Here is a 21,001-nt window from a genome sequence, read left to right on the forward strand (position 1 = left end):
GGGGTTTTACCCGGTATTTATACTTCAAAAATTGAAGCAATATTCAGACAAACTGCGTTTCTTTCGCTTGCGCAGCATTTCGACCGGTGAGGTTGCCGATCAGCGTCAACTGACGTGCGAGGCAGTCGTCCAACCGGAACCTCTGCTCGACCGTTCTGCGCGCGGCGCCGCGCAGTTCGCGAAAGTTGTCTGGGCGGTTCAATGCCCCGACGATCATCTCGGCGAGCGCATCCGTATCGAAGAACGGAACGAGAAGACCGTTGCGGCCGGAGCGGATGACTTCCTGAACCGGCGCGGTATCGGAACCGATAACAAGAGCGCCGCAGGCCATTGCCTCCAGCACCGACCAGGAAAGCACGAATGGATAGGTGAGGTAGAGATGCGCCGCCGATATCTGAAAGAGCTGACGCAGCACGGAATGCGGCACGACGCCGGGGAAGATGAGCCTTTCGCGCGGGACATCCAGAGACGCAAGCAGATGATCCTTCCACGATCCCCCGCCAGGGGGCGGCGCGCCGTAACTCACCCCATCGCCGCCGACGAAGACGAACAGCGCGTCCGGATGCCGCCGGACGACCTTCGCCGCCGCCTCCAGCGCCTGGGGAAAGCCCCGGTAGGGCTCGAGGTCCCGTGCCACGAAAGTGACGACGGGATCGCCGGCCTTGAGGACGCGCCCGTCCGGCAGCTTCAGCGAAGCCGCCGGGTCGGGGCGGAAACGGCGCGTGTCCACTCCCTCATGGCAAACGGCGATTCGTTGCCGCGCATCGGCTGGATAGAGGCTCTTCTGCCAATTGGTCGGGCTGATACCGCCATCCATCGCCTCCAGCGACAGCAGCTGCGCGATGTTGCGGAGGCGCAAGCGTTTGCGCGTCTCCGGGTCGGGGCGGTCGTCCGGCGCGAAGCCGACATCCGCCCCATCCGACCGATAGAAAAACTCGCAATAGCCGAGTGCCGGCACGCGCGGCAGGACATCCTTCACGAACATCATGCTGCCCCAGCCTATATGGCCGAGAACGATGTCGGGGGTCTGTCCAAGGCGGTCCATCGCCTCGAAGGTTTCCGCTACCCTGTGCCCGATCCGCACATGATGGTCGGGAACGGCAAGATGGCGCGCTATCTGGGGATTCGGTTGCGGACCGGGTTCCGCCCGATGCCGTACGACCCGGACGGAAGGTATCCGCTGGTCCACGGTCTCCGTCACGAGCGTCACCTCGTTCCCCGCTTCAGCCAGATGTCTTGCCAGGGCGGCGAACTGGCCGAACCCACGGCGGTGTACGAATGCTACATGCATCTTCATAAGCCACTTGTCAGTGATCGATCACACCTGCAGCGCCGCGCGTCCGACGGACGCGCAAAGCTCGTTGCAACACTTGGGTTTCCTGCATGTTATCGCCCTTGCTCGGTTGCGCTTTGAGGAACATGCAGTGATGGAGCGTCAGATGCCGTAGCGTGCGGCATTCCCCCAGACGAGTTCGAGGCGGTGCAGTGTCTGGAAAGCGGTCTCCAGATTCCGCCGGTCCTGATCGCCATGGCTGAGGGCGCGTTCGTAGCCCTTGGCGGCCTGTCGCAGGCCGGTGCAAAGCTGCCTGCCTTTCTCTGAAAGCCGGATGCGGGCCGAACGCTTGTCACGCTGCGATGCGATCCGGTCGATGTAGTCGCCGTCGGCAAGCTGCTTCAGATAATAGGAAATGTTCGAACCCACATAGTGGCCCCGGTCCAGAAGCTCTCCCACCGAGAGCTCCGCCTCGCCTATGGCCAGAAGAACCATCGCCTGCGCGGGACCGATATCCTCGACCCCGAGTTTCGTCAGTTCCGCACGCAACAGGCCGGAAAACCGGCGGCTTGCGCGCTCCATCACCCGAGCCAGCTCGAAATAGGTGACGAGCGAATCATCTCCGTCACGATCGTCTACAGAGGTATCGAGGCCTTTCCGCTGCGTTTCATTCGCGGGAAGGATTGCAACAGTGTCTCCAAAGTCTGCGAACGGATAGAGTATCCTGTGGTTCATCCCTCTCTCCATTGGGAACGTACTTCCAATTCCGGAATTTACTTCAAAACTTGAAGTAAATTTCACAGCACCCCTGCCCCGAAATTGCGTGCTCTTGAGCTGGCGATGTTTATTGTGTCACACTTATCGCAACAATACTGTGATTTGAGTGAATCTGGACCAGATCGCCCCATGAAACCCGCGAATGCGCTAATTAGAAGATCGCCACATGCGTGATACTGTTCGAAATCGTTTGATTAGCAAGGGCCCCAATCGGCCAACACCGGCGCAAAACGGAACAATCGCGCCGAAGCTCCTGGTTCTGCGGGCCCGGCGCGTGTTCGTGGTGACGCTTCTTTATGCAGCCCTGCTTAGCGCCTGCATCAACCTCCTCCAGCTCACAATGCCCCTCTATATGATGCAGGTGCATGACAGGGTGTTGAACAGCCAGAGCATGGATACGCTCGTCATGCTGACGATTCTCGCCCTGGGTGCGCTGATCGTTCTGGGCGTGCTCGACTACATTCGCGCCCTCACCTTTCAGGCCATGGGCAGCGCCGTGGTCCGCTGGCTGAACCTGCCGGTCCTGACCGCCGCCGTCCAAGCCTCGGCCGATCAGGGACTTGCGCGCGCGACGCAGTCCCTGCGCGACCTTACCGAGCTGCGCGGCTTCCTCACCTCTTCGGCGGTGAGCGCCCCCCTCGACGCCGCCTGGTCGCCCATCTTTCTGGGCGTTCTATTCCTGCTGCACCCCCTCTTCGGGCTGATCGGTGCGATCTCCGTCGTCGTACTCGTCTGTTGCGGCCTTCTCAACGACCTTCTGACGCGCCAGCTCATGAAAGAGGCAAGCCAGGCTAATATTGAGGCAGTGTCGAAAATCGGTGCGACATTACGTCACGCCGAGGCCATCGAAGCCATGGGAATGCTGCCGGCGCTCGCCCACAAATGGCGCGCCGCGCAACTGCACGCGCTCAGCGTGCTGGAGGCCAGTGGGATCAGAAGCAGGGCGATGGCCTCGATCACCCGCTCGCTGCGCTTCGCCATCCAGGTGGCGTCGCTGGGCACGGGTGCCCTGCTGGTGATGAGGCAGGAGATCTCGCCGGGCGCAATGATGGCGACCACCATTCTCGTGGGCCGCCTTCTGCTGCCGTTCGATTCCGTCATCGAGAACTGGCGCCAATGGGTGTTGGCGATCGCAAGCTGGCGTCGCGTCGAAACGGCACTGAAGGAAGACCTGGCCGTTCGCCAGACCATGCCGACGCCGCGCTCCGAAGGCGACCTCGTCGTCGACAAGCTGGTCTACGCGGTACCGGGCATCGACGTGCCGATCATCAAGGGCATCAACTTCTCGCTCTCACCCGGCGAGGTGCTTGGAATCGTCGGCCCTTCCGCGGCGGGCAAGTCCACGCTGGCGCGGCTTCTGGTCGGCATTCTGAAGCCCACTGCCGGCGGCGTCTTCCTCGACGGCAACAACGTCTACCTCTGGGAACGGAGCTCTTTCGGACAGATCGCGGGTTATCTGCCGCAATCGGTTTCCCTTCTCGAAGGAACCATCCGTGAAAATATCGCCCGGATGGCGGAGAGCGATCCCTACAAGGTGCTCGAGGCGGCGCGGCTCGCCGACGTCCACGACATGATAGGACGACTGCCGCTCGGCTATGATACGCCGGTGGGCGATGGTCATCTGACGCTTTCCGGCGGGCAAAGGCAGCGCATCGCGCTGGCGCGCTGCCTTTACGGCCGGCCACGCCTGCTGGTCCTCGACGAGCCCAACGCCAATCTCGATGCCCTCGGCGAGCGCGCCCTCATCCGCGCGATCGACGAGGCGCGCAGCGACGGCGCCATCGTCATCCTGATTGCCCACCGGCCGGCCATCATGCAGGTGGCCGATAAGCTGCTCGTGCTGGAAGGCGGCCGCATCAGCCAGTTCGGCCCGCGAACGGATGTGGTGGCGACCATGATGCCCGGCGAAACAAGACGCGAAGGTACCGCTTCATGAACAAGGAAAAGATCCTGCCGGTTCGCCTGGACCTGCAGCCGCCCGTGAAGGCTGAGAGCCCGGAACGCCGCCTGCCGATGGCCGCGCCGGCTCGTCTCTCCGCGCCAATGCCGGCGCCGGACCTCTCCGAAGACAACACGCATTCGCCGATCCGACGCCTCGTCATCGCCGGGTTGACGACGATCCTCGTTGCTTTCGGCGGTTTCTTCGGCTGGGCGTTCTCGACGGAACTCAGCAGTGCTTCGGTCACCAGCGGAACGATCGTCGTCGATTCGAAGCGCAAGACCGTCAGTCATTTTGAGGGCGGCGTGCTCGGCCGGATCCTGGTTCAGGAGGGAGATCATGTGGCGCCCGGCCAGCCACTGATGAAGCTCGAGGATACGCGCGCCCGCTCCGACCTGGAGGCGCTGCAAAGCCGCCGTGTCGGCCTGATCGCAAAACTGGCGCGGCTGCGGGCCGAGCGGGCGGGACTGCAGGCGGTGAGCTTCCCGGCCGATCTTGTCTCCAAGGGCGAGGCTGCCGCGGATGCGGTAACGGCGGAAAACGCGTTTTTCGAGAAGCGGAGCGAGGCCAAGGAGGGCCGTCTGGCAATCCAGCGAAAGACGATCGAGGAATATTCGGAGAAGGCGAAGTCTCTCGCAGCCCAGCTTCAGGCGACCGACAGGCAGATCGAGCTGATGAACGAGCAGCGGACCGCTATCGCGACCCTTGTCGAAAAAGCATTCGCCCAGCGCTCGAAACTCATCGAAATCGACGCACGGCTCAGCGAGCTCGCCGCGACCCGCGGCGAAATCGCTGGCGACAAGGCCCAGGCGGAAAAGGCGATGGCGGGGGCCGAGCTTGCGCTCATCGGGATCGAATCCGATTTCCAATCGGAGATCGCCGGAGAGATCACCACGGCGCGCCTCGAACTTGCGGAAGTCGAGCAGCGCATCACCGCCGCCGAGGACGTGCTTCGCCGCCTGGAAATCCGCGCCCCCCAGGCCGGTATCGTCGCCAACATTCAGCTGCGAACGCCGGGCAGTGCCGTCACCCCCGGTCAGCCGCTTCTCGACATCGTTCCCGAGGACGAACCGCTGCTTGTCGAGATGCATGTCAGCACACGTGACATCGACAGCATAACGATCGGCTCCAGTACGCAAATCCGCCTGACGGCCTATAACCAGCGCTCGCACCTGCCTCTGGAAGGCAAGGTAACCTATATCGCGGCGGACCAATCGGTGGATGAGAAGTCCAACGTCGCCTATTTCGTCGCACGGGCAGAGGTGGCGCCTGAATCGCTCGCCGCCAACCCGGACATCCGCCTCTATCCCGGCATGCCCGCGGAAGTGCTGATCGTGCACAAATCGCGTTCGGCAATCGACTACCTCGTCGCCCCGGTCTCCGACAGTTTCAACCGGGCGTTTCGGGAGGACTGACCTATCTAATTCTTGATATCTCCAGCCGTCGTAAATTACTTTAAATTTTGAAGTGCTTTGTCTGCATTCTCGTCAGAATTACTCCTAAAATTATATTGTGCCAATATTGGCACATGGCCGATATATGTTTAGAACGCTTTCTTTCTTCCAAAATATCGTCGTTTTATTTTACACATCTGTGTTGTGTTCGTAATTATTGCAGTGCACACTCCGGCACGCAATCCTCGGCTCCGTGCCGATGACGCATGCATCAAACCACGAAGAGGAGAAGCAGATGGCCACTTTGGAAGGCGGCGCATACGACGACGCCCTTTTTGGCTCCCGCTTTGACGATTTCATTCGCGCCCATGGCGGTGATGATTTCGTCAACGGAGGCAATGGGGACGACATCATCTTCGGCGACGACGGTGACGACTTGCTGTTCGGCGGCAACGGAAACGACACCGTGTTCGGCGGCGAAGGCACCGACGTTCTCTATGGCGAAAATGGCAATGACATCCTGGTCGGCGGATCGGGTGACGACCTGATCTACGGCGATAACGGCAACGACATTCTCCTTGGGGGCGCCGGCAGCGACTTCCTCCTCGGAGGCAGAGGCGACGACGTGCTGCTCGGCGGCGCCGGCAACGACGTCATCGACGGCGGTGCAGGGTCCGACCTTCTTGCCGGCGGTCAGGGCAGCGATATCTTCGTTTTCGACGGCGGCGGCGGCAACGACGTCATCCTCGACTTTACCCCCGGCGAAGACGTCCTGCAGATATCCAAGGGTATCAACGGCCTGGACGTCACCGCGCCCGAGGATCTCGCTTCGCGTATCACTCAGGTCGGCGGCAATGTCGTCATCGACCTCGGCCATGGCGACACGCTGACCCTGGTCAATGCCGACGCCGAAGACATTCAGGCCCACCCCGAAAACTATTTCACTGTCCACTGATAGTTTGAGACGCGGGACACGGGTGGAAAACCGCAGGCGGCTTTTCATCATCCCGCATTGGCTTCGAACGGTGCGCCCTGCCCTCCTCCCGTGGGGCGCACCATCCAAGAATTAGTCAGAGGAGTGGCGTGTGACGTTTGACGACCGTACGCGGAGCGCCAGCGGCATTTTCGAGGACGCGAAGGCCTTTCGGCTCGGTTCCGACGTGGCTGTATTGATCTCCGACGTTCGCGCCAGGTTGCCGGCCGCAGCCAAACACACGCTGGTCATGCCGGAGCAACCCGTCCCGCTCGTCAGCACGATGCTTCCTCTTGCGGAGGGTGGACAGCGCGTGCTTTGGGCCATGCGCCCGGGTGACGAAGCGCGCCGCGGACAGATTTACATCGAAAGCGACTTCGTGCAGACGATCGTGCTCCGGCCCGTCGGTGAACTTCCGCCCCTCGACGTGGAGGACCTGTTTTCCGCACTCACGCCGGAGGGCTGCGTCAAGTTCCTGAACAATCTGCTCACCGTTTGGCGAAGCGCGTTCCGTCTGTCCCGGGACCCGTTCTTCATCGGCCTCATCGAGGATGCGCTTCAGGCGCTGACATCGCGGCCGGCGCCCGCCAAGATTGCATGCCCGATCAACCAGGGGCGATACCTGATCGAAACAGCGATAAGCCCCGACTTCGGCGAGATCAGCGCAATCTATGCCCTTGGGGCCAACGCCATCCTGCCACTGGCGTCGCCGGCGCTGATCGGCGCCCAACGCGAGCATAATCTTCGTCCTTGCCATTTCATCGTCGAGTCTCCCCGATACCCCCAGTCTTTCGTGCTTGTCGGCAAAAGGGGCGTTGCCGTGCGCGAGCTCTCCTCCGGCAACCCCCATTGTGCCAACCTACAGGCCTGGTGGGCAGAACGAGGCGATACGCCGGAGCTGCGCGAATACGTCGTCCGCTGGCTCTCGACGACACCCGAGGGTGGACTTGCCACAGCCGTCGACCTCCAGCTGCGGTCGCCGCTCCCTGAAAGGCGGATCGGCAGGTCTGCAATGCATCCTTCAGCGGAGGTGGACCTCGCATTGACGCTTTCCGGCGGTCTGCTTGCCGGGGGGTGGACCCATGATCCGACAGCCACTCTTGCCGGCATCGACTACCTTAAGGAGGACGGCACGGCGATACCGCTCGACGGCAACTGGTACGAGTTTGCCGCCTGGGCACGCGGAGCGGACGAAAAATCGCGAGCCGACGTGACCGGCTTTGTCGCCTGGCTGCCGTCGAACGATCCGCCGAGCGCCCTGCTCCAGCCGCGGTTCCAGATGCGGCTGGCATCCGGTGCTGTGAAACCGCTCGTGCCGAAGCCGCAACCCTTCGACGCCTCGGCACAGCGCAACCGCATCCTGCGCGCCGTCCCGCCGCAGCACGCGATCGACCAGGCTTTCCGGACGATCCTTGCCCCCGCCCTGCAGGATGTGGAACAGAGGTTGGGAAGAGCTTCCAAGGTCGACTACACCAAGGATTACGACCTGCCCGAAAAGGCGCCGTTGGTCTCGATCGTCGTGCCGCTTTACCGTGTTCTCGACTTCCTGCGGTTCCAGCTCTCCGGCATGGCGACCGATCGCTGGCTCGCAAGCAATGCGGAGATCATCTACGTTCTGGATTCTCCGGAGATTCAGGACGAGACGGAGCATCTGCTTGGCGGACTGCATCTCCTCCACGGCTTGCCGATGAAGCTTGTTGTGATGAACCGCAACAGCGGCTACGCGCGGGCGTGCAATGCCGGCGCGCGCTTTGCCCGCGGCTCGGTCGTCGTCATGCTGAACTCGGACGTCGTTCCGTCTGCACCCGGCTGGCTGCAGAAGCTCATCCGGCCGCTCATGGAACAGAGGAGCCTCGGCGCGATCGGCCCGAAGCTGATCTTCGAGGACGGATCGCTCCAGCACGCGGGCCTCTACTTCGCTCGCGACCAGCGCGGCATATGGCTCAACCATCATTTCCACAAGGGCATGCCCGGCGACTACGGGGCGGCTCAACTTGCCCGCAGCGTGCCCGGCATCACCGGTGCGTGCCTGGTGACGCGCCGGGAGATCTACGAGCTCGTGGATGGATACACGGAGGATTATGTGATCGGCGATTATGAGGACAGCGATTTGTGCCTGAAAATCCGCCGGTGCGGCTATGACATCGCCTACGAGCCGTCGGCGTGTCTCTACCATTTCGAGCGCCGCTCGATCCGCCGCAGCGAAGACTATATGCGCGGGGTCGCCAGCCAGTACAATTCCTGGCTGCACACCGAACGCTGGAACGACGACATCACCGAATTGATGAAAACCGATCTCGGCGGCCGCGACCAGATGCCGGCTCTCTTCGGGATCGGCGCTGCAACGAGGACCGCCGCATGAGCGAGACTGCGCTGCGCCAGGAAAACACAGCTGCCACGGAACTGCCCGCCCGCGACGAGCGCGTGGAGGCCCTGCTCGGGAGCATTCTTCGAAACCGCTTCCTTCCCGAACCTGATCCCGACAGTGTCTTCGTCGGCGACGGTTCCTTCAGGGCGGTGGGCGTCGAATTCCTCGGCCACTTCATCCGGCTGGGGGGACTGCGTCCGGAAAGCCGCGTTCTCGATATCGGCTGCGGCATCGGCCGCATGGCTGTCCCGCTCACCCAGTATCTGGATTTCGAGAAGGGGCGCTACAGCGGGATAGATCCGGTCGAGGGCGGCATCGGCTGGTGCCGCCGCTTTATCACCTCGGTCTATCCGAATTTCGCCTTCCAGCGTGTCGATATTGCCCATGAGCTTTATAATCCGAGCGGAAAAATCAGTGGCAATGCGCTGAAACTGCCTTATGCCGACGGTCACTTCGATTTTGTGATCATGACGTCGATCGTGACGCATCTGCCGCCGGACGAAGTCCTCGTCTATCTGCGAGAGGTCGGAAGGCTTCTGAAACCCGGCGGACGCCTCTTCGTGACCGCATTCGTGGTCGATCACGTCGCAGCGGCCAACGAAAACGGCCGGCGCGACGCGCGGCTTTCCTTCGCCCGCGACGGCGACGGTCCATGCTGGTACGTCCCCGACATGCCACGCCTTGCCGCCGTGGGTTTCGACGACGGCTTTCTTGACGGCGCCCTTGACCGGGCCAGTCTCGCAATCACCCTGAAGGCGCTCGGCGCATGGCGCGGTAAGGAGGCGGAGCACTACCAGGACATCTTCGTCGCCGAACGCCGAGGAGGCGGCGCGTGAGCATGCGCGTGCTCGTCGCGGCTCACAACCATCCGGCCCTCCACCCGGGAGGCACGGAGATTTTCGCACACGACCTGTTCGGCGCCTACAAGCGCGCAGGCTGCGAAGCGCTCTTTCTCGGAGCCACGAACCAGATCCACCGCCAGGCGCGGCCAGGCACGAGCTTTCAAGGCATCGGGCCTGCAGGGGACGAGTTGCTGTTGTGGTCCGGACATTTCGATCGCTTCTTCATGAGTCAGATCGACCTCTACGGCGTCGTTCCGGATATTGCGGAGCTGCTGCGCGACTTCAGGCCGGACGTCGTCCATATCCACCATCTGCTCCTGCTCGGCGCGGAGTTTCCGCATATCGTTCGTCGAACGCTGCCGCAGTGCCGGATCGTCATGACGCTGCACGACTATTATCCCATCTGTCACCATGACGGGCTGATGGTGAAAACGAGCGGCAAGGAACTTTGCCATGGGGCGAGCCCCGACGGATGTCATGCCTGCTTCAAGGACATCGCGCTCGACCGTTTCACCTTGCGCGAACGCCATCTGAAGGCCCTCTTGAGCGACGTGGACCGGTTCGTATCGCCCAGCCGGTTCCTCAAGCAGCGCTTCGTCGATTGGGGGCTTGCGGAGGACAGGATCAGCGTCATTCCCAACGGGCTGCCGGCTCGCGGCGCGCCGGCAGCGGCCCGCCGGATCGGTTCGGATCGTCCGGTCTTCGGCTATTTCGGCAATCTCAACCCCTGGAAAGGCGTGGCGGTACTGCTCCAGGCGGCACGGCAGCTCATTTCCGAGGGGCTGGAGTTCGAGTTGCGCGTTCACGGCGGCGCACCCTTCCAGAGCGAGAGTTTCGTCGACGAGATCACGCGCCTGTTCCAGGAAACGGCACCGACCGTGCAGCAGCGCGGGCCCTACCGGCGTGAGGACGTCGCCGACCTCGTCGCAGCGGTGGATTGCACGATCGTACCCTCGATCTGGTGGGAAAATGCGCCGCTGGTCATCCAGGAGGCGCAGGCCCTCGGACGGCCGGTCATAGCCGGCAATATCGGCGGCATGGCCGAGATGATCGAGGACGGGGCAAACGGCCTCACCGTTGCGCCCAACGATCCCCGGGCGCTCGCCTCTGCCATGCGCCGCCTCGCGCAAGACGGCGCCTTGGCGCGCCGGCTTTCCGCGCATGCGCGGGAACCGGAGAACATCGACACCACCGCACGACGCTATCTCGAATTGATCGAAGCGATCGAACCGTCACATATCGAAGCGGCATAAAGGGGAAATCGATGGCTGCTGTTGCCGAGAAATCAAATGCCGCACCGGATCAGGACAATACGAAGCCGATGACCGGCCGGGTCGACGCGATCGACCAGGGGCGCATCTTCGGCTGGGCGTTCGATCCGGCAGCACCCGACAAGCGCCTCACCATTCGCGTCTATCTCGACGGCAGCGTCATCGCCCAGGCGGTCGCCGACCGCAATCGCCCCGATCTCAAGCGCAACGGCATCGGCGACGGCGGCTATGCCTTCGAAATCGCGCTTCCCGAGGCGGCAGCCTCGCGCACCGCCGATCTCAAGGTGACGGCCCTGGACGCACGCGGCACCGAACAGCAGCTGCGCGTTCCGCGGCCCGACGAACAGGCGGCCGAAGCCCTCATCGCCGCGCCGCTCGCCAAGGTTCTCGACAAGCTCGACGTCCTCATGGCGGCTCAGCGGCAATTGCAGGTCTCGCAGCGATCTCTCCAGCGCACGCATAATGACGAGGGCGGCGAAGGCGGGGCCTTGGGCCCTGCCGCCGCCGCCGAGATCGGGCAGCGCTTGAACGATCTCGATGTTCATTTGATGCGGCTCGATGGCGTGGTTGCAGCGATGGAGAAGAACCTCGGAGCCTTGCAGAAGCGGTCGAATGGAGAGTTGAAACCGCTGCTGCTCCTGCTGTTCGTTCTCGCGGGCTTTGCCGCCGGCGCTGCCCTCTCGGTTTTCGCCGGGGCATGAGGAGTACCATGGCCGGAGCAGAACAGGCGCTTCCTCAAACGTCTCAAACAGCCGCGAGGATCATGCGCGGTGGGAGGGTTGTCGCCTGCCCGATCGACGATACGCTGCTGCTCGTCATAGGCGCGGGCGCGCCCGTCGCCGGCCAGGTGCCGGCGCAGATCAACGACGACCCCGCCACCGCGACGAGTGCCTCCATCATCGGTTGGCGCCTGGCTTCGCAGTCGCCAACCGCCACGCACGGGTTCGCGGCGCTGCTGCCCATCAATGAGGCCGGCCGTCCGCTTACCACGCTCCGCCTGGGTCAGGAGGGCAGCCCCAGGCGCTATATCTTCGGCCCCCGCACGCTTGCTGTTCGCGAAAGCGTGATGGTCCTCGCGGAGCTTGCCGGCGCCCAACTGGCAGAGGTGCTGGACCCGCTCGTGGATGCGATGATGCAGATGTCCACCGGTCGGCGTAGGCTTGCGGCAATAGTTGCCCTGATACAGGCCCGAAAGGGTAGCGACGGCTTCCTCGAATTCGTCGGCGAGACCCACGAGGGAGCGATCTTCCTCAGAGGCTGGGCCCGCGCCGCCGATCCCGGCAACGCTCGCGTGATCGTGTGCGGCGAAAATCCGGTCGTTGCCGACTGTGGCATCGCGACCTTCTCCCGGCAGGACATTCCGCAAGGCGGCGCAGGCTTCATCGGTCTGCTGGCGGCAAGCGAACCGCTTCGCGCACGAGACGTCGAGGGGCTCGCCTATCGCGGGCGCGGGGGCTGGCGCTATGCTTCGGTTCACGAGCACCGGCTGATCGGCGGTCCCACGGAGACGCCCGGGCATATCCGCTCCGTGCTGCTTCAGACGCACAGCACCCCTGCCGTTCTGCTCCGGCTGCGTTCGGCCGCCAACAGCTTCGAGGGACGCGAGACGATCTCCACTCTTCCCGTTCCCGTGCGTCTGGGAGTGGACAATATTTTTCAGGCGAACAGTGGCGCCTTTCTGATCTCCGGCTGGCTCCTCGACCCTGATGAGCATGTCCAGAGCGTCCGGTTGCGCCGTGGACAAAGCGAGATGCGGCTCGACGATCGCTGGACGCGGCTCGAGCGCTCGGATGTGACGGATGCCTTTACCGAAGAGCCGTTGTTCAAAAGCATGCTCGACCAACAAACCCACCCGCATGGTTTCATCGTGTTTGCCGGCGGACTTGGGGCAGATGGTGTGGCCCCGCTACATCTGGAGTTGACGCTCAAGGATTCCCGCCGGGCTTTTCTGCCGCTGACACCCGCGCGGCTTCCGCCGCGTCAGGCGGCGCTCCGCCAGATCAAGTCCATCGATCCCGAAAACTGGGGCCTGACGGAAATCGTCGATCGACAGATCGTGCCCTTCCTGTGCGCGTCGGAGAGCCCCTCGCCCGGCATCAAGGCTATCCTCGATGCCGGTGCGTTCAACGAGGCTCCGGGGCCGCCGATCATCGTCGCTGCCGGCCAAGCAGAAGAAAAGGAGCTTGCCCCTTTTCTCGGCCTTCTGGCGCTCGATCCCGAAACGCGGCATGCGCCGATCGCGCTCGTGCTGCACTCCGAATGCTTTCGCCGTCAGGCCGGCCGCATCAGGCAGCTCGCGCAGTTCTATCGGCTTCCGCTCAGGCTGATGTCGGCGGAAATGGACGATGTCTACGATCTCCTGGAAGCCGGCATTCGCGCGCTTTCGAGCGAGACGGTCGTTCTGCTCGCCGGCTCGCTACTGCCCCGCAGGAGCGGCTGGTACGGCAGGCTGGTTTCCGCCTACGAGGAAAGTGGCGGGATCATTTCGCCCACGCTCGCCTATGAGGACCATTCCGTTCGATGGGCTGGCTCCTGGGCCGACGCGCAGTCCGAAAATTCGCTTTCGGGCCGTTATGCCGGTTATCCGTTGAGCGCGGTGACGGGTCTCAAGCTCACCCGGATCGCGGCGGCCTCTTTCGAATGCTGCATCATGCCGCGCGAGGCTTTCCTCGTCGCCGGAGGCTTTGCCGGCAGCTATCTCGGATCCCGGCAAAAGGGGCAGGATCTCGGCTTGAGGCTCAGCCGCTCGGGGATCGAATCCTGGTGGCTTCCCTCGGTGCAGATGCTGGGCTCGGACGAGCCGTTCTCCACCGGCAGCGCCTCCGCGGCTCCTCTCGTCGAGCGGATCGACGAGAGACTGTTTTCGGCCCGATGGGCTCCGCAGCCGCAGGGCGAAGGCAATCGCATCAAGGAGGCTTCCGCATGAGCGAGCGGCTCCGTGTTCTCGTCGTTTCGCATGGACATCCGGCGATGTCGCTGGGCGGGGCGGAGATAGCGTCCCACAGCCTGCACAAGGGCCTGAACACGCTGCCGGGCGTCGAGTCGATCTATCTCGCCCGCGTCGGCCATCCGGTCCCTCGCCACGGCGCCTCAGCACTGATGAGTTTGCGTCTTGCAGTGGACGAAGTGCTCTTCCATGCGGATGATTACGATCACTTCTTCCTGTCCAACGGGGATACGGAGGCGATCCGCCGCGACCTCCTGCGTTTCGTCGGCGATCTGTCGCCTCATGTCGTTCACTTTCATCACCTGATCGGCCTCGGAATGGAGGCGCTTTACGCTCTCCGGGAAGCGCTGCCGGAGGCGGTAATCATCGTCACCTTCCATGAGTATCTGTCGCTCTGCCACAATCACGGACAAATGGTGAAGCGCCCATCCGCCCAGCTCTGCAACAGCTCGTCGCCGATCAGTTGCCATGGCTGCTTTCCCGACATCCCGGTTTCCCGTTTCCTGAGGCGCGAGGAGTTTCTGCGCGGCATGCTCGGCCTTGCCGATGCCTTCATCTCCCCGAGCATGTTCCTCGCAAACCGCTATGTCGAATGGGGCATCGACGCGGAAAAGCTCTCCGTGATCGACAACGGCATCGTCATGGGCGAGGCCGCACCGGTACGTGATCTGCCGGTCCCGTCCGCCCGACGGAACCGTTTCGCCTATTTCGGGCAGATGACACCCTTCAAGGGCATCGACGTGCTGGTCGACGCGGTCTCGCGCGTGCCGGAAGAAATCTGGGGCGAGGACTCCTGCCTGATGATCTTCGGCGGTAATCTCGAGCGCCAGCCGACCGAGTTCCAGGAGCGCCTGAAGAAGCTCATCGACGACGCCGGGCGCCGGGTGCGTTTTTATGGCGCCTATCAGAATGCCGATATGCCGAGGCTGATGCGCTCGGTCGACTGGGTCGTGCTGCCTTCGATCTGGTGGGAAAACTCGCCCGTCGTCATCCAGGAGGCCCTGCACCACCGCAGGCCCATCATCTGTTCCGACATCGGCGGCATGGCCGAGAAAGTGCAGGACGGAAGGGACGGGCTCCACTTCCGTACCGGCAGCGCCCAGGATCTCGCCGACCGGCTGTCGGAAGTGCTGGGCAACCCCGAGGCATGGGACCGGCTGCACGCAACGCTGCGGCGTCCGACCGGCCACGTGGAATCGGCCCGCGCGCATGCCGATCTCTATCGTCGGCTGCTGGAGGACAGGCGGAGCTCTCTTGGTGCCGGGCAATATGAAGCGGCGGCACAGGCCTTGGTCTAGCCGCTTGCGGCTCCACTCGCATTGACAGCTGCTCGGGAATTCCCATGCTCGTTTACGCCGACGAAAACCTGGAAGTGATCCATCTGCGAGGATCGTCGCCCTATCTTCTCGTCACCTTCAACGAGATGGAGATGCAGGCGAACGGCAGACGCTTCTGGGGACAGCGGTTCTGCGAGAAAGCCGGCATCGCCGCACTCGGCTTCATCAGCCGGCGGCCGAACTGGTTTCCGGCGGCAAGCGTGGTCGCGGCGGTCGATGCCGCGGCGCCGATCCTTGCCGAAGCGCCGGAACGGATCCTCTACGGCCATTCGCAAGGCGGCTATGCGGCGCTGCGCTATCGCCGGCGTTTTGGCGCAAGCGTCGCCGTTGCTTTTTGCCCGCAGATCTCGATCGATCCGAAGACAGTACCATTCGACAACCGCTTCGTCCGCCACTTCGCTCCGGGACTCCACACGAACATGGCAATCGCCCCCGATCAGGCGGCCGGGCGCGCCTATCTGTTCTACGACCCCTTTCATGCCGTCGATCGCCGGCACGCGGAGCGGATCGCGGCGATACAGAGCCAGACGCATCTCATCCCCGTGCATATGACCGGTCACGGCACCGTTCGGGCCTTCACCGGGACGGCGCGCGCGCTTTCGCTCATCGAGGCTTGCCGCGCGGACGACCGCGCCGGTTTGCGCGCACTCGCCCGCTCGGCGCGGATCGGCGCCCCGATGCGCCCCTATCAGATCGCCATCGCGGCGATTGCTCGCCATCCTGCCTGGGCCGACCGGTGTCTTCGACGCTTCGGAGAAGGCTTTTCACCTGTGGAGCGGGTAAACTTTCTTTACCATCGGGCCAACCGCCACATCCGCGACGGCGCACTCGAGATCGCTCGCGACATGCTCGCCGAGGCCGTGGCGCTCCAGTCAGGCAATCTCGGCTTTGCCCGCCGCCTCGAGGAACTCGAAGGCCGCATCGCCCGCACGCGCGCCTCGACACGGGATGAGGAAACCTCAGCACCTCCCGTCTCCCGCGCCGTGACATAGCTGGGCTTGTCTCGCCTCGTTGCGACATTCTTCGCCGCCAACAGACAGCCTTCGCCATATGGATCCATTGCAACCTGAGCGTGATGCCGGTTAACCGGTACGCACGTTTCAATGGAGGAGAGGAAATCGATGGCGGGAGAACTGGAATTCATGAGCCGGGAGGTCGTTTCGGGCCGCCTGTCGAGGCGCGATTTTCTCGGGCGCGCGGCAGCGCTCGGCGTAACGCTCGCCTCGGCCCAGGTGCTGCTCGGCAATGCCGCGCGGGCGAGCGGCCCGGCTAAGGGCGGCATATTGCGGGCCGGACTCGTCGGCGGCGAATCCACGAACAGCCTCGATCCGGCGACCTGGGCGAGCCAGGTGCCCTACACATTCGGCCGCTGCTGGGGAGAGCAGTTGCTCGAAGTTTCGCCGGCAGGCGAGATTGAGTATCGGCTGGCTGAAGCCTACGAAGCGTCGAAGGACGCGAAGACCTGGGCGTTCACGATCCGCAAGGGCGTGACCTTCCATAACGGCAAGGAACTGACGCCTGCCGATGTCGTCGCCACGTTCGAGCGTCATGCCGACAAGAACTCGAAATCGGCTGCCCTGCCCTTCGTCCAGGAATTCGAGACCATCAAGGCAGATGGCGACAAGGTCGTCATTACGCTGCGCCAGCCGAACGCCGATATGCCGTTCATCGTCAGCGATTATCATCTGATGATCCAACCGAACGGCGGCAAGGACGACCCGACTGCCGGCATCGGTACCGGGCCCTACAAAGTCGTCGTCAACGAACCGGGCGTAAAGCATGTCGGCGAGCTGCAGGACGGTTACTGGGGAGCGGCCGAGCGCGGTCATGCCGACCAGATCGAAATCACCGTCATCAACGACGCAACGGCGCGCACCGCCTCGCTCCAGTCGGGCGGCGTGCACATCATCAATCGCATCGAACCGAAGATCGTCGCGCTCGTCAAACGCATTCCAGGGATCACGATCCGCAACGTCCCCGGCAAGGGCCACTATGTCCTGATCGCCCATTGCAACACGGCGCCCTTCGACAACAACGACCTGCGGCTTGCGCTGAAATACGCGGTGGACCGCGAGGAAATGGTGGCAAAGATACTCGCCGGCTACGGCACGGTCGGCAACGATACGCCGATGATCAAGGGCTACCCGCTGTTCGACGACGATATCGAGCAGCGCGTCTTCGATCCGGACAAGGCGAAGTTCCACTTCAAGAAGTCGGGCCATGACGGTTCGATCCTGCTGCGTACCTCCGACGTCGCCTTCCCCGGGGCAGTCGACGCCGCGCAGCTCTTCCAGGCAAGCGCCGCGAAGTGCGGCATCGATGTCGAGCTGAAGCGCGAGCCCGGAGACGGCTACTGGTCCGACGTCTGGAACAAGCAGCCCTTCAGCATGTCCTACTGGACCGGCCGGCCGACGCAGGACCAGGTCTATTCCATCGCCTATCTTTCAAAGGCGGAATGGAACGACACCCGCTTCTTCCGCGAGGATTTCGACAAGCTGATCTTTGCGGCGCGCGGCGAACTGGACGAGACGAAGCGCAAGGTTCTCTATCGCGAGGCGGCAATGATCCTGCGCGATGAGGGTGGTGTGATCGCGCCGATGTTCAACAACTATATCGACGCCACCAGCGACAAGGTCGGCGGCTGGGTCGACGATCCGAACGGCGAACTCATGGGCGGACATGCGCTGACCAAGTGCTGGCTCGCCGCCTGAACATGATCCTTGAAGCAGCCGGCGGCCGATGGCCGTCGGCCTCGCATCGCGCCGGCTCTAAACCTTTGAAACTGCGCACTTGCGGACGGAAACCGTCAGACAGTTTTCCTGGAAGTGCTCTAGCCGCGGCGGCGATGCAGCGAAAGCCATCCGTCCTCGACGAGGCGAGCCTCGACGTCGGTGTAATGCGACAGCATGATATGCGGCATCTCGGCCGCAGCGGCATGCGCCCCGGTGATGACGGCAACCTCGGCGCCCGCGGATTTGCCGGCGAGAACACCCGCAGGCGCGTCCTCGAAAACGAGGCAATCTTCGGCACGCACCCCAAGTCTCTCTGCCGCGAGCAGATAGCCCTGCGGGTCGGGCTTCCCGACCGAGACATCCTCACCGGTCACCATGTGGCGCGGCACCGGAATACCGGCCGCCTCGAGCCGGCGCGCGGCGAGTTCGAGCGGCGCCGACGTAACGATCGCCCACCTTTCCGGCGGGAGTGTCTTCAGGAAGGTGACGGCGCCCGGAATTTCGACAATCCCCTCGACATCGGCAATCTCCGCCTCGGCAAGAATGCGCGCCTCCTGTTCCGGATCGACCGGCAGGCCCAGCGCGCGGATCGTATCGACGGCTCGCACGCCGTGGACGACCTTCATGAGCGCCACGGGGTCTATTCCGTTGCGGAGTGCCCAGGATCCCCAGACCCTTTCAACGACTGCCATCGAGTTGAGCAGCGTGCCGTCCATGTCGAATAGGAGGGCGGCGAAATTCTTCGTGAAGATTGCGGAAGAGGACGTGTCCAAACCGTGTCCCTTGGATTTCGAGTTCACATGCCTTGCAGGTCGGCACAACTATAGCCTGACGCGGCGTTGCACAATGCTAAAGCAATTGCTTTCCGCACGCTTATCGCACTGCCCCGGTTGCAGGAACCTGTGACCTACCGAAGGGGAGTAGGATTAAATCGTGTTGCGTGTTATACAGGCTCGAAACGAGAGCGGCCGATATGCGTACAACCCAATCCCTCAGCATTACCCTGCCGATCGAAATGGCCGAAATGGTCAAAGCGAAGGTGACATCGGGTGAGTATGCCACTGAAAGCGAAGTGATCCGCGACGGTTTGCGTACACTGGCTGCGCGGGACGCTGCGGTGGAACGCTGGCTGCGCGAGGAAGTCGCTGCCGCCTACGACGCCCATAAAGCCGACCCGACACGCGCTGTCCCTCTTGAGGACGGTATGGCACAGGTCCGATCGCGCGTCGCCAAGGGCAAGAGTCGGGCTTGAATGAGGCATTATACCGTTCGCCTGTCACCTGAAGCGCAGACCGATCTGGTGCACATATATGGGTATGTCGTCGAACGGTCTGGCTCAACCGATACGGCAGACCGATACATTGAGCGCATCAGCGGGTTCCTCTCGTCCTTCGATGTATTTCCGGAACGCGGAACCATCCGCGATGAAATGCGCCCAGGGCTGCGTATTATTGGGTTCGAGGGGAGCACGAGTGTGGCATTCGTCGTTGAGGATGCCGATGTGGTCATTCTACGTGTTCTAGCGGGGGGCCGTGAGTTCAGGGTGAATGATTAACGCACTCACACGCGGGTATGTCGTCGTGAAGCGGTCTAAGGCCTGTTGAGGTTGTGCTCGTCACAGCGATCCAGCAGCGCCGCGTCTGCGGCGCGGGAAGCTTTCTTTCAGCCCAAGGACTTGGGCTGGCTGGATTCCTTTGACGAGCACAGGAATGAGGAAATCAAACAATTCGCGGCGGGTGGCCCCAATCTCAACAGGCCCTTAGCTGTATCCATCCGTGACCAGAAAATCGATCGGGCCTCCCGCCCTGTCGTCATCGAAGACGGCGCAGGAGAGCATGCCGCCGAAGACGGCGCCGGAATCGACATTGGTCCTGTTCCCGAGGGTGCGCGGATTGCTTCGGCTCGGCGTGTGCCCGTGGCAGACATGCTTGCCCCAATAGGTGCCGGAGTAGTTCGGATCGGTGCGGATCCAGAGGAGGATGTCGTCGCCCTGTTCTTCGAGCGGAATCTTCTCGTCGACACCGGCATGGACGAAAATGCGGTGCCGATCGACGACGAGCGACGGCAGTTCCGCCATCCAGACCAGATGGCTCAACGGAATGGCGCCGCTATAGGAAGCCATCGTCTCCTCCCCCCCGTTCGTCAGCCATAGGGACATCTCGGCCTGGCCCTTGCGTGCCGCCAGCAGCATGGCCTCGTGATTGCCCTTGAGCGTGATCCATTCCCAGCCCGGCCTGCGCGGCCCGGCCATGATCCGCTCCACGACGCCGCGGCTGTCCGGACCGCGATCGACGAGGTCGCCGAGGAAGACCACCCTGCCGCCGGCGACGACGGATTCGATACTGGCAAGCAAGGTTTCGAGTTGTGCGAGGCAACCGTGAATGTCACCGACGGCGAAGGTGAAACGCCGGCTATTCATGAATCGCTTCTCCTTTGCTCGTCCAAGACGGCGCGCTCCTTTCGTCGCTGATATGAATCGGCCATCTGAGGCCGCCCAGGGTGTCCGAGAGCTTTAGCGCATCGGCCGGACAATCGGAACCGATATTCGGAAAGCCCGATGCGTAGCAGGAACAGAGAGCGCGGACAGGCACAAGACGGCTTTGTTCACCTGGCCCCGGTGCTTTTCAGAGGGATTCGGCAGCGCCGCGTCTGCGGCGCGAAAGAATCGTTTCAGCCCAAGGACTTGGCCTGACTGATTCCTGTGACGGGCACAGGAACGAGGGTCACGGGGAGATCCGCGCAAAGACTACCGGTGAGACGATCCCTTCGGAATCGCCGAACTGGTGATCGAGACGGGGTCGCTTGCGGGAAACGTATCTTCGAGACCCTCTTCCAACTGCTCTTCCATGGCGTCCCGGTCATGCGCCTGCCGGGCATTCGCAAGCGCTCCCTTGGGGACCGAAGGAGACCGTTTCGTGCCGGTAATGGCAAGAAGCGTTTCATCCGCCGCGATGGCCGCGGCGAGTATCTCCTTTGCCTGGGAAACGGCATTCAGCCTGTTGAGGCTACCGTCGGCGTTCTGCGGGCAGGAGACGGAGACGACCTCCCCGTTGGTGCCGACGAACTCGACGGTGAAACCCGCCTTGCCGCCGCGCTCGGGATAGACCTGAATTCCGGCGATCTGCATCTGATTCTCCTCTGATGGCCG

At 62.9% G+C, this 21,001-nt stretch carries 18 protein-coding genes; 13 read left to right on the plus strand and 5 right to left on the minus strand.

From position 1 onward, the window contains the following. Nucleotides 1–43: 43 nt before the first annotated feature. On the minus strand, nucleotides 44–1,297 hold the full coding sequence (locus AC5J09_RS07700) for a glycosyltransferase family 4 protein (RefSeq protein WP_494297317.1): 1,254 nt from the start codon (nucleotides 1,295–1,297) through the stop codon (nucleotides 44–46). 138 nt (nucleotides 1,298–1,435) lie between these two features. Next, entirely contained in the window at nucleotides 1,436–2,008 is a 573-nt protein-coding gene (locus tag AC5J09_RS07705) for a MarR family transcriptional regulator (protein ID WP_018098853.1), read from the minus strand. 208 nt (nucleotides 2,009–2,216) lie between these two features. Here AC5J09_RS07705 and AC5J09_RS07710 point away from each other — a divergent pair, with 208 nt between their 5' ends. The 11 genes from AC5J09_RS07710 (at nucleotide 2,217) to AC5J09_RS07760 (ending at nucleotide 17,832) form a co-directional block, all read left to right on the plus strand. Then, nucleotides 2,217–3,986, plus strand: coding sequence for a type I secretion system permease/ATPase (locus tag AC5J09_RS07710; protein ID WP_100670222.1), 1,770 nt, complete (start codon nucleotides 2,217–2,219; stop codon nucleotides 3,984–3,986). Continuing rightward, a complete protein-coding gene (locus AC5J09_RS07715) occupies nucleotides 3,983–5,404 on the plus strand; it encodes an HlyD family type I secretion periplasmic adaptor subunit (protein WP_324763661.1) in 1,422 nt (473 codons plus the stop codon). The genes AC5J09_RS07710 and AC5J09_RS07715 overlap by 4 nt, the downstream gene beginning before the upstream one ends. Before the next feature lie 274 nt (nucleotides 5,405–5,678). Beyond that, entirely contained in the window at nucleotides 5,679–6,338 is a 660-nt protein-coding gene (locus AC5J09_RS07720; RefSeq protein WP_018098856.1) for a calcium-binding protein, read from the plus strand. Between the two features lie 130 nt (nucleotides 6,339–6,468). Then, nucleotides 6,469–8,718, plus strand: coding sequence for a glycosyltransferase family 2 protein (locus AC5J09_RS07725; RefSeq protein ID WP_494297318.1), 2,250 nt, complete (start codon nucleotides 6,469–6,471; stop codon nucleotides 8,716–8,718). Then, the gene (locus AC5J09_RS07730; protein WP_494297319.1) at nucleotides 8,715–9,560 is read left to right on the plus strand and encodes a class I SAM-dependent methyltransferase; all 846 of its coding nucleotides are present in this window, start codon (nucleotides 8,715–8,717) and stop codon (nucleotides 9,558–9,560) included. The genes AC5J09_RS07725 and AC5J09_RS07730 overlap by 4 nt, the downstream gene beginning before the upstream one ends. After that, nucleotides 9,557–10,819, plus strand: coding sequence for a glycosyltransferase family 4 protein (locus AC5J09_RS07735; RefSeq protein ID WP_494297320.1), 1,263 nt, complete (start codon nucleotides 9,557–9,559; stop codon nucleotides 10,817–10,819). The genes AC5J09_RS07730 and AC5J09_RS07735 overlap by 4 nt, the downstream gene beginning before the upstream one ends. Before the next feature lie 11 nt (nucleotides 10,820–10,830). Then, nucleotides 10,831–11,538, plus strand: a complete 708-nt coding sequence (locus tag AC5J09_RS07740) for a hypothetical protein (protein ID WP_494297321.1) — start codon at nucleotides 10,831–10,833, stop codon at nucleotides 11,536–11,538. 8 nt (nucleotides 11,539–11,546) lie between these two features. Continuing rightward, nucleotides 11,547–13,763: a hypothetical protein gene (locus tag AC5J09_RS07745; protein ID WP_494297322.1), complete on the plus strand. Its 2,217-nt coding sequence runs from the start codon at nucleotides 11,547–11,549 to the stop codon at nucleotides 13,761–13,763. After that, nucleotides 13,760–15,082, plus strand: a complete 1,323-nt coding sequence (locus AC5J09_RS07750; RefSeq protein WP_494297323.1) for a glycosyltransferase family 4 protein — start codon at nucleotides 13,760–13,762, stop codon at nucleotides 15,080–15,082. Before AC5J09_RS07745 ends, AC5J09_RS07750 begins: the two co-directional genes overlap by 4 nt. Before the next feature lie 44 nt (nucleotides 15,083–15,126). Further along, nucleotides 15,127–16,113 (plus strand): hypothetical protein, encoded by a 987-nt coding sequence (locus AC5J09_RS07755; RefSeq protein ID WP_494297324.1) that lies wholly within the window; start codon nucleotides 15,127–15,129, stop codon nucleotides 16,111–16,113. 129 nt (nucleotides 16,114–16,242) lie between these two features. Then, the gene (locus AC5J09_RS07760) at nucleotides 16,243–17,832 is read left to right on the plus strand and encodes an ABC transporter substrate-binding protein (RefSeq protein ID WP_494297325.1); all 1,590 of its coding nucleotides are present in this window, start codon (nucleotides 16,243–16,245) and stop codon (nucleotides 17,830–17,832) included. 119 nt (nucleotides 17,833–17,951) lie between these two features. On the opposite strand, the gene AC5J09_RS07765 is transcribed toward AC5J09_RS07760, so the two are convergent. Further along, entirely contained in the window at nucleotides 17,952–18,626 is a 675-nt protein-coding gene (locus AC5J09_RS07765; protein WP_018098865.1) for an HAD family hydrolase, read from the minus strand. A gap of 200 nt (nucleotides 18,627–18,826) precedes the next feature. On the opposite strand from AC5J09_RS07765, the gene AC5J09_RS07770 reads away from it, so the two are divergent. Together AC5J09_RS07770 and AC5J09_RS07775 are read left to right on the plus strand one after the other, a co-directional pair. Then, on the plus strand, nucleotides 18,827–19,105 hold the full coding sequence (locus AC5J09_RS07770) for a ribbon-helix-helix domain-containing protein (RefSeq protein WP_018098866.1): 279 nt from the start codon (nucleotides 18,827–18,829) through the stop codon (nucleotides 19,103–19,105). Beyond that, the gene (locus AC5J09_RS07775; protein WP_018098867.1) at nucleotides 19,106–19,408 is read left to right on the plus strand and encodes a type II toxin-antitoxin system RelE/ParE family toxin; all 303 of its coding nucleotides are present in this window, start codon (nucleotides 19,106–19,108) and stop codon (nucleotides 19,406–19,408) included. Between the two features lie 204 nt (nucleotides 19,409–19,612). Here the strand turns inward: AC5J09_RS07775 and AC5J09_RS07780 are convergent, their stop codons facing one another. Both AC5J09_RS07780 and AC5J09_RS07785 read right to left on the minus strand, forming a co-directional pair. Beyond that, nucleotides 19,613–20,272 carry a metallophosphoesterase family protein gene (locus AC5J09_RS07780; protein WP_494297326.1) on the minus strand — a complete coding sequence of 220 codons (660 nt, stop codon included), beginning with the start codon at nucleotides 20,270–20,272 and terminating at the stop codon, nucleotides 19,613–19,615. A 327-nt stretch (nucleotides 20,273–20,599) separates the two neighbouring features. Further along, nucleotides 20,600–20,980 (minus strand): hypothetical protein, encoded by a 381-nt coding sequence (locus AC5J09_RS07785; protein ID WP_338281304.1) that lies wholly within the window; start codon nucleotides 20,978–20,980, stop codon nucleotides 20,600–20,602. Nucleotides 20,981–21,001 lie beyond the last annotated feature (21 nt).

The organism is Sinorhizobium sp., from assembly GCF_059070375.1.

What these genes read in the sequence shown, in the direction of transcription:
- AC5J09_RS07705 (WP_018098853.1), bottom strand. Translation starts at nt 2,008, where the DNA reads ATGAACCACAGGATACTCTATCCGTTCGCAGACTTTGGAGACACTGTT.
- AC5J09_RS07715 (WP_324763661.1), top strand. Translation starts at nt 3,983, where the DNA reads ATGAACAAGGAAAAGATCCTGCCGGTTCGCCTGGACCTGCAGCCGCCC.
- AC5J09_RS07755 (WP_494297324.1), top strand. Translation starts at nt 15,127, where the DNA reads ATGCTCGTTTACGCCGACGAAAACCTGGAAGTGATCCATCTGCGAGGA.
- AC5J09_RS07780 (WP_494297326.1), bottom strand. Translation starts at nt 20,272, where the DNA reads ATGAATAGCCGGCGTTTCACCTTCGCCGTCGGTGACATTCACGGTTGC.
- AC5J09_RS07710 (WP_100670222.1), top strand. Translation starts at nt 2,217, where the DNA reads ATGCGTGATACTGTTCGAAATCGTTTGATTAGCAAGGGCCCCAATCGG.
- AC5J09_RS07750 (WP_494297323.1), top strand. Translation starts at nt 13,760, where the DNA reads ATGAGCGAGCGGCTCCGTGTTCTCGTCGTTTCGCATGGACATCCGGCG.
- AC5J09_RS07745 (WP_494297322.1), top strand. Translation starts at nt 11,547, where the DNA reads ATGGCCGGAGCAGAACAGGCGCTTCCTCAAACGTCTCAAACAGCCGCG.
- AC5J09_RS07730 (WP_494297319.1), top strand. Translation starts at nt 8,715, where the DNA reads ATGAGCGAGACTGCGCTGCGCCAGGAAAACACAGCTGCCACGGAACTG.
- AC5J09_RS07760 (WP_494297325.1), top strand. Translation starts at nt 16,243, where the DNA reads ATGGCGGGAGAACTGGAATTCATGAGCCGGGAGGTCGTTTCGGGCCGC.
- AC5J09_RS07785 (WP_338281304.1), bottom strand. Translation starts at nt 20,980, where the DNA reads ATGCAGATCGCCGGAATTCAGGTCTATCCCGAGCGCGGCGGCAAGGCG.
- AC5J09_RS07770 (WP_018098866.1), top strand. Translation starts at nt 18,827, where the DNA reads ATGCGTACAACCCAATCCCTCAGCATTACCCTGCCGATCGAAATGGCC.
- AC5J09_RS07740 (WP_494297321.1), top strand. Translation starts at nt 10,831, where the DNA reads ATGGCTGCTGTTGCCGAGAAATCAAATGCCGCACCGGATCAGGACAAT.
- AC5J09_RS07700 (WP_494297317.1), bottom strand. Translation starts at nt 1,297, where the DNA reads ATGAAGATGCATGTAGCATTCGTACACCGCCGTGGGTTCGGCCAGTTC.
- AC5J09_RS07775 (WP_018098867.1), top strand. Translation starts at nt 19,106, where the DNA reads ATGAGGCATTATACCGTTCGCCTGTCACCTGAAGCGCAGACCGATCTG.
- AC5J09_RS07720 (WP_018098856.1), top strand. Translation starts at nt 5,679, where the DNA reads ATGGCCACTTTGGAAGGCGGCGCATACGACGACGCCCTTTTTGGCTCC.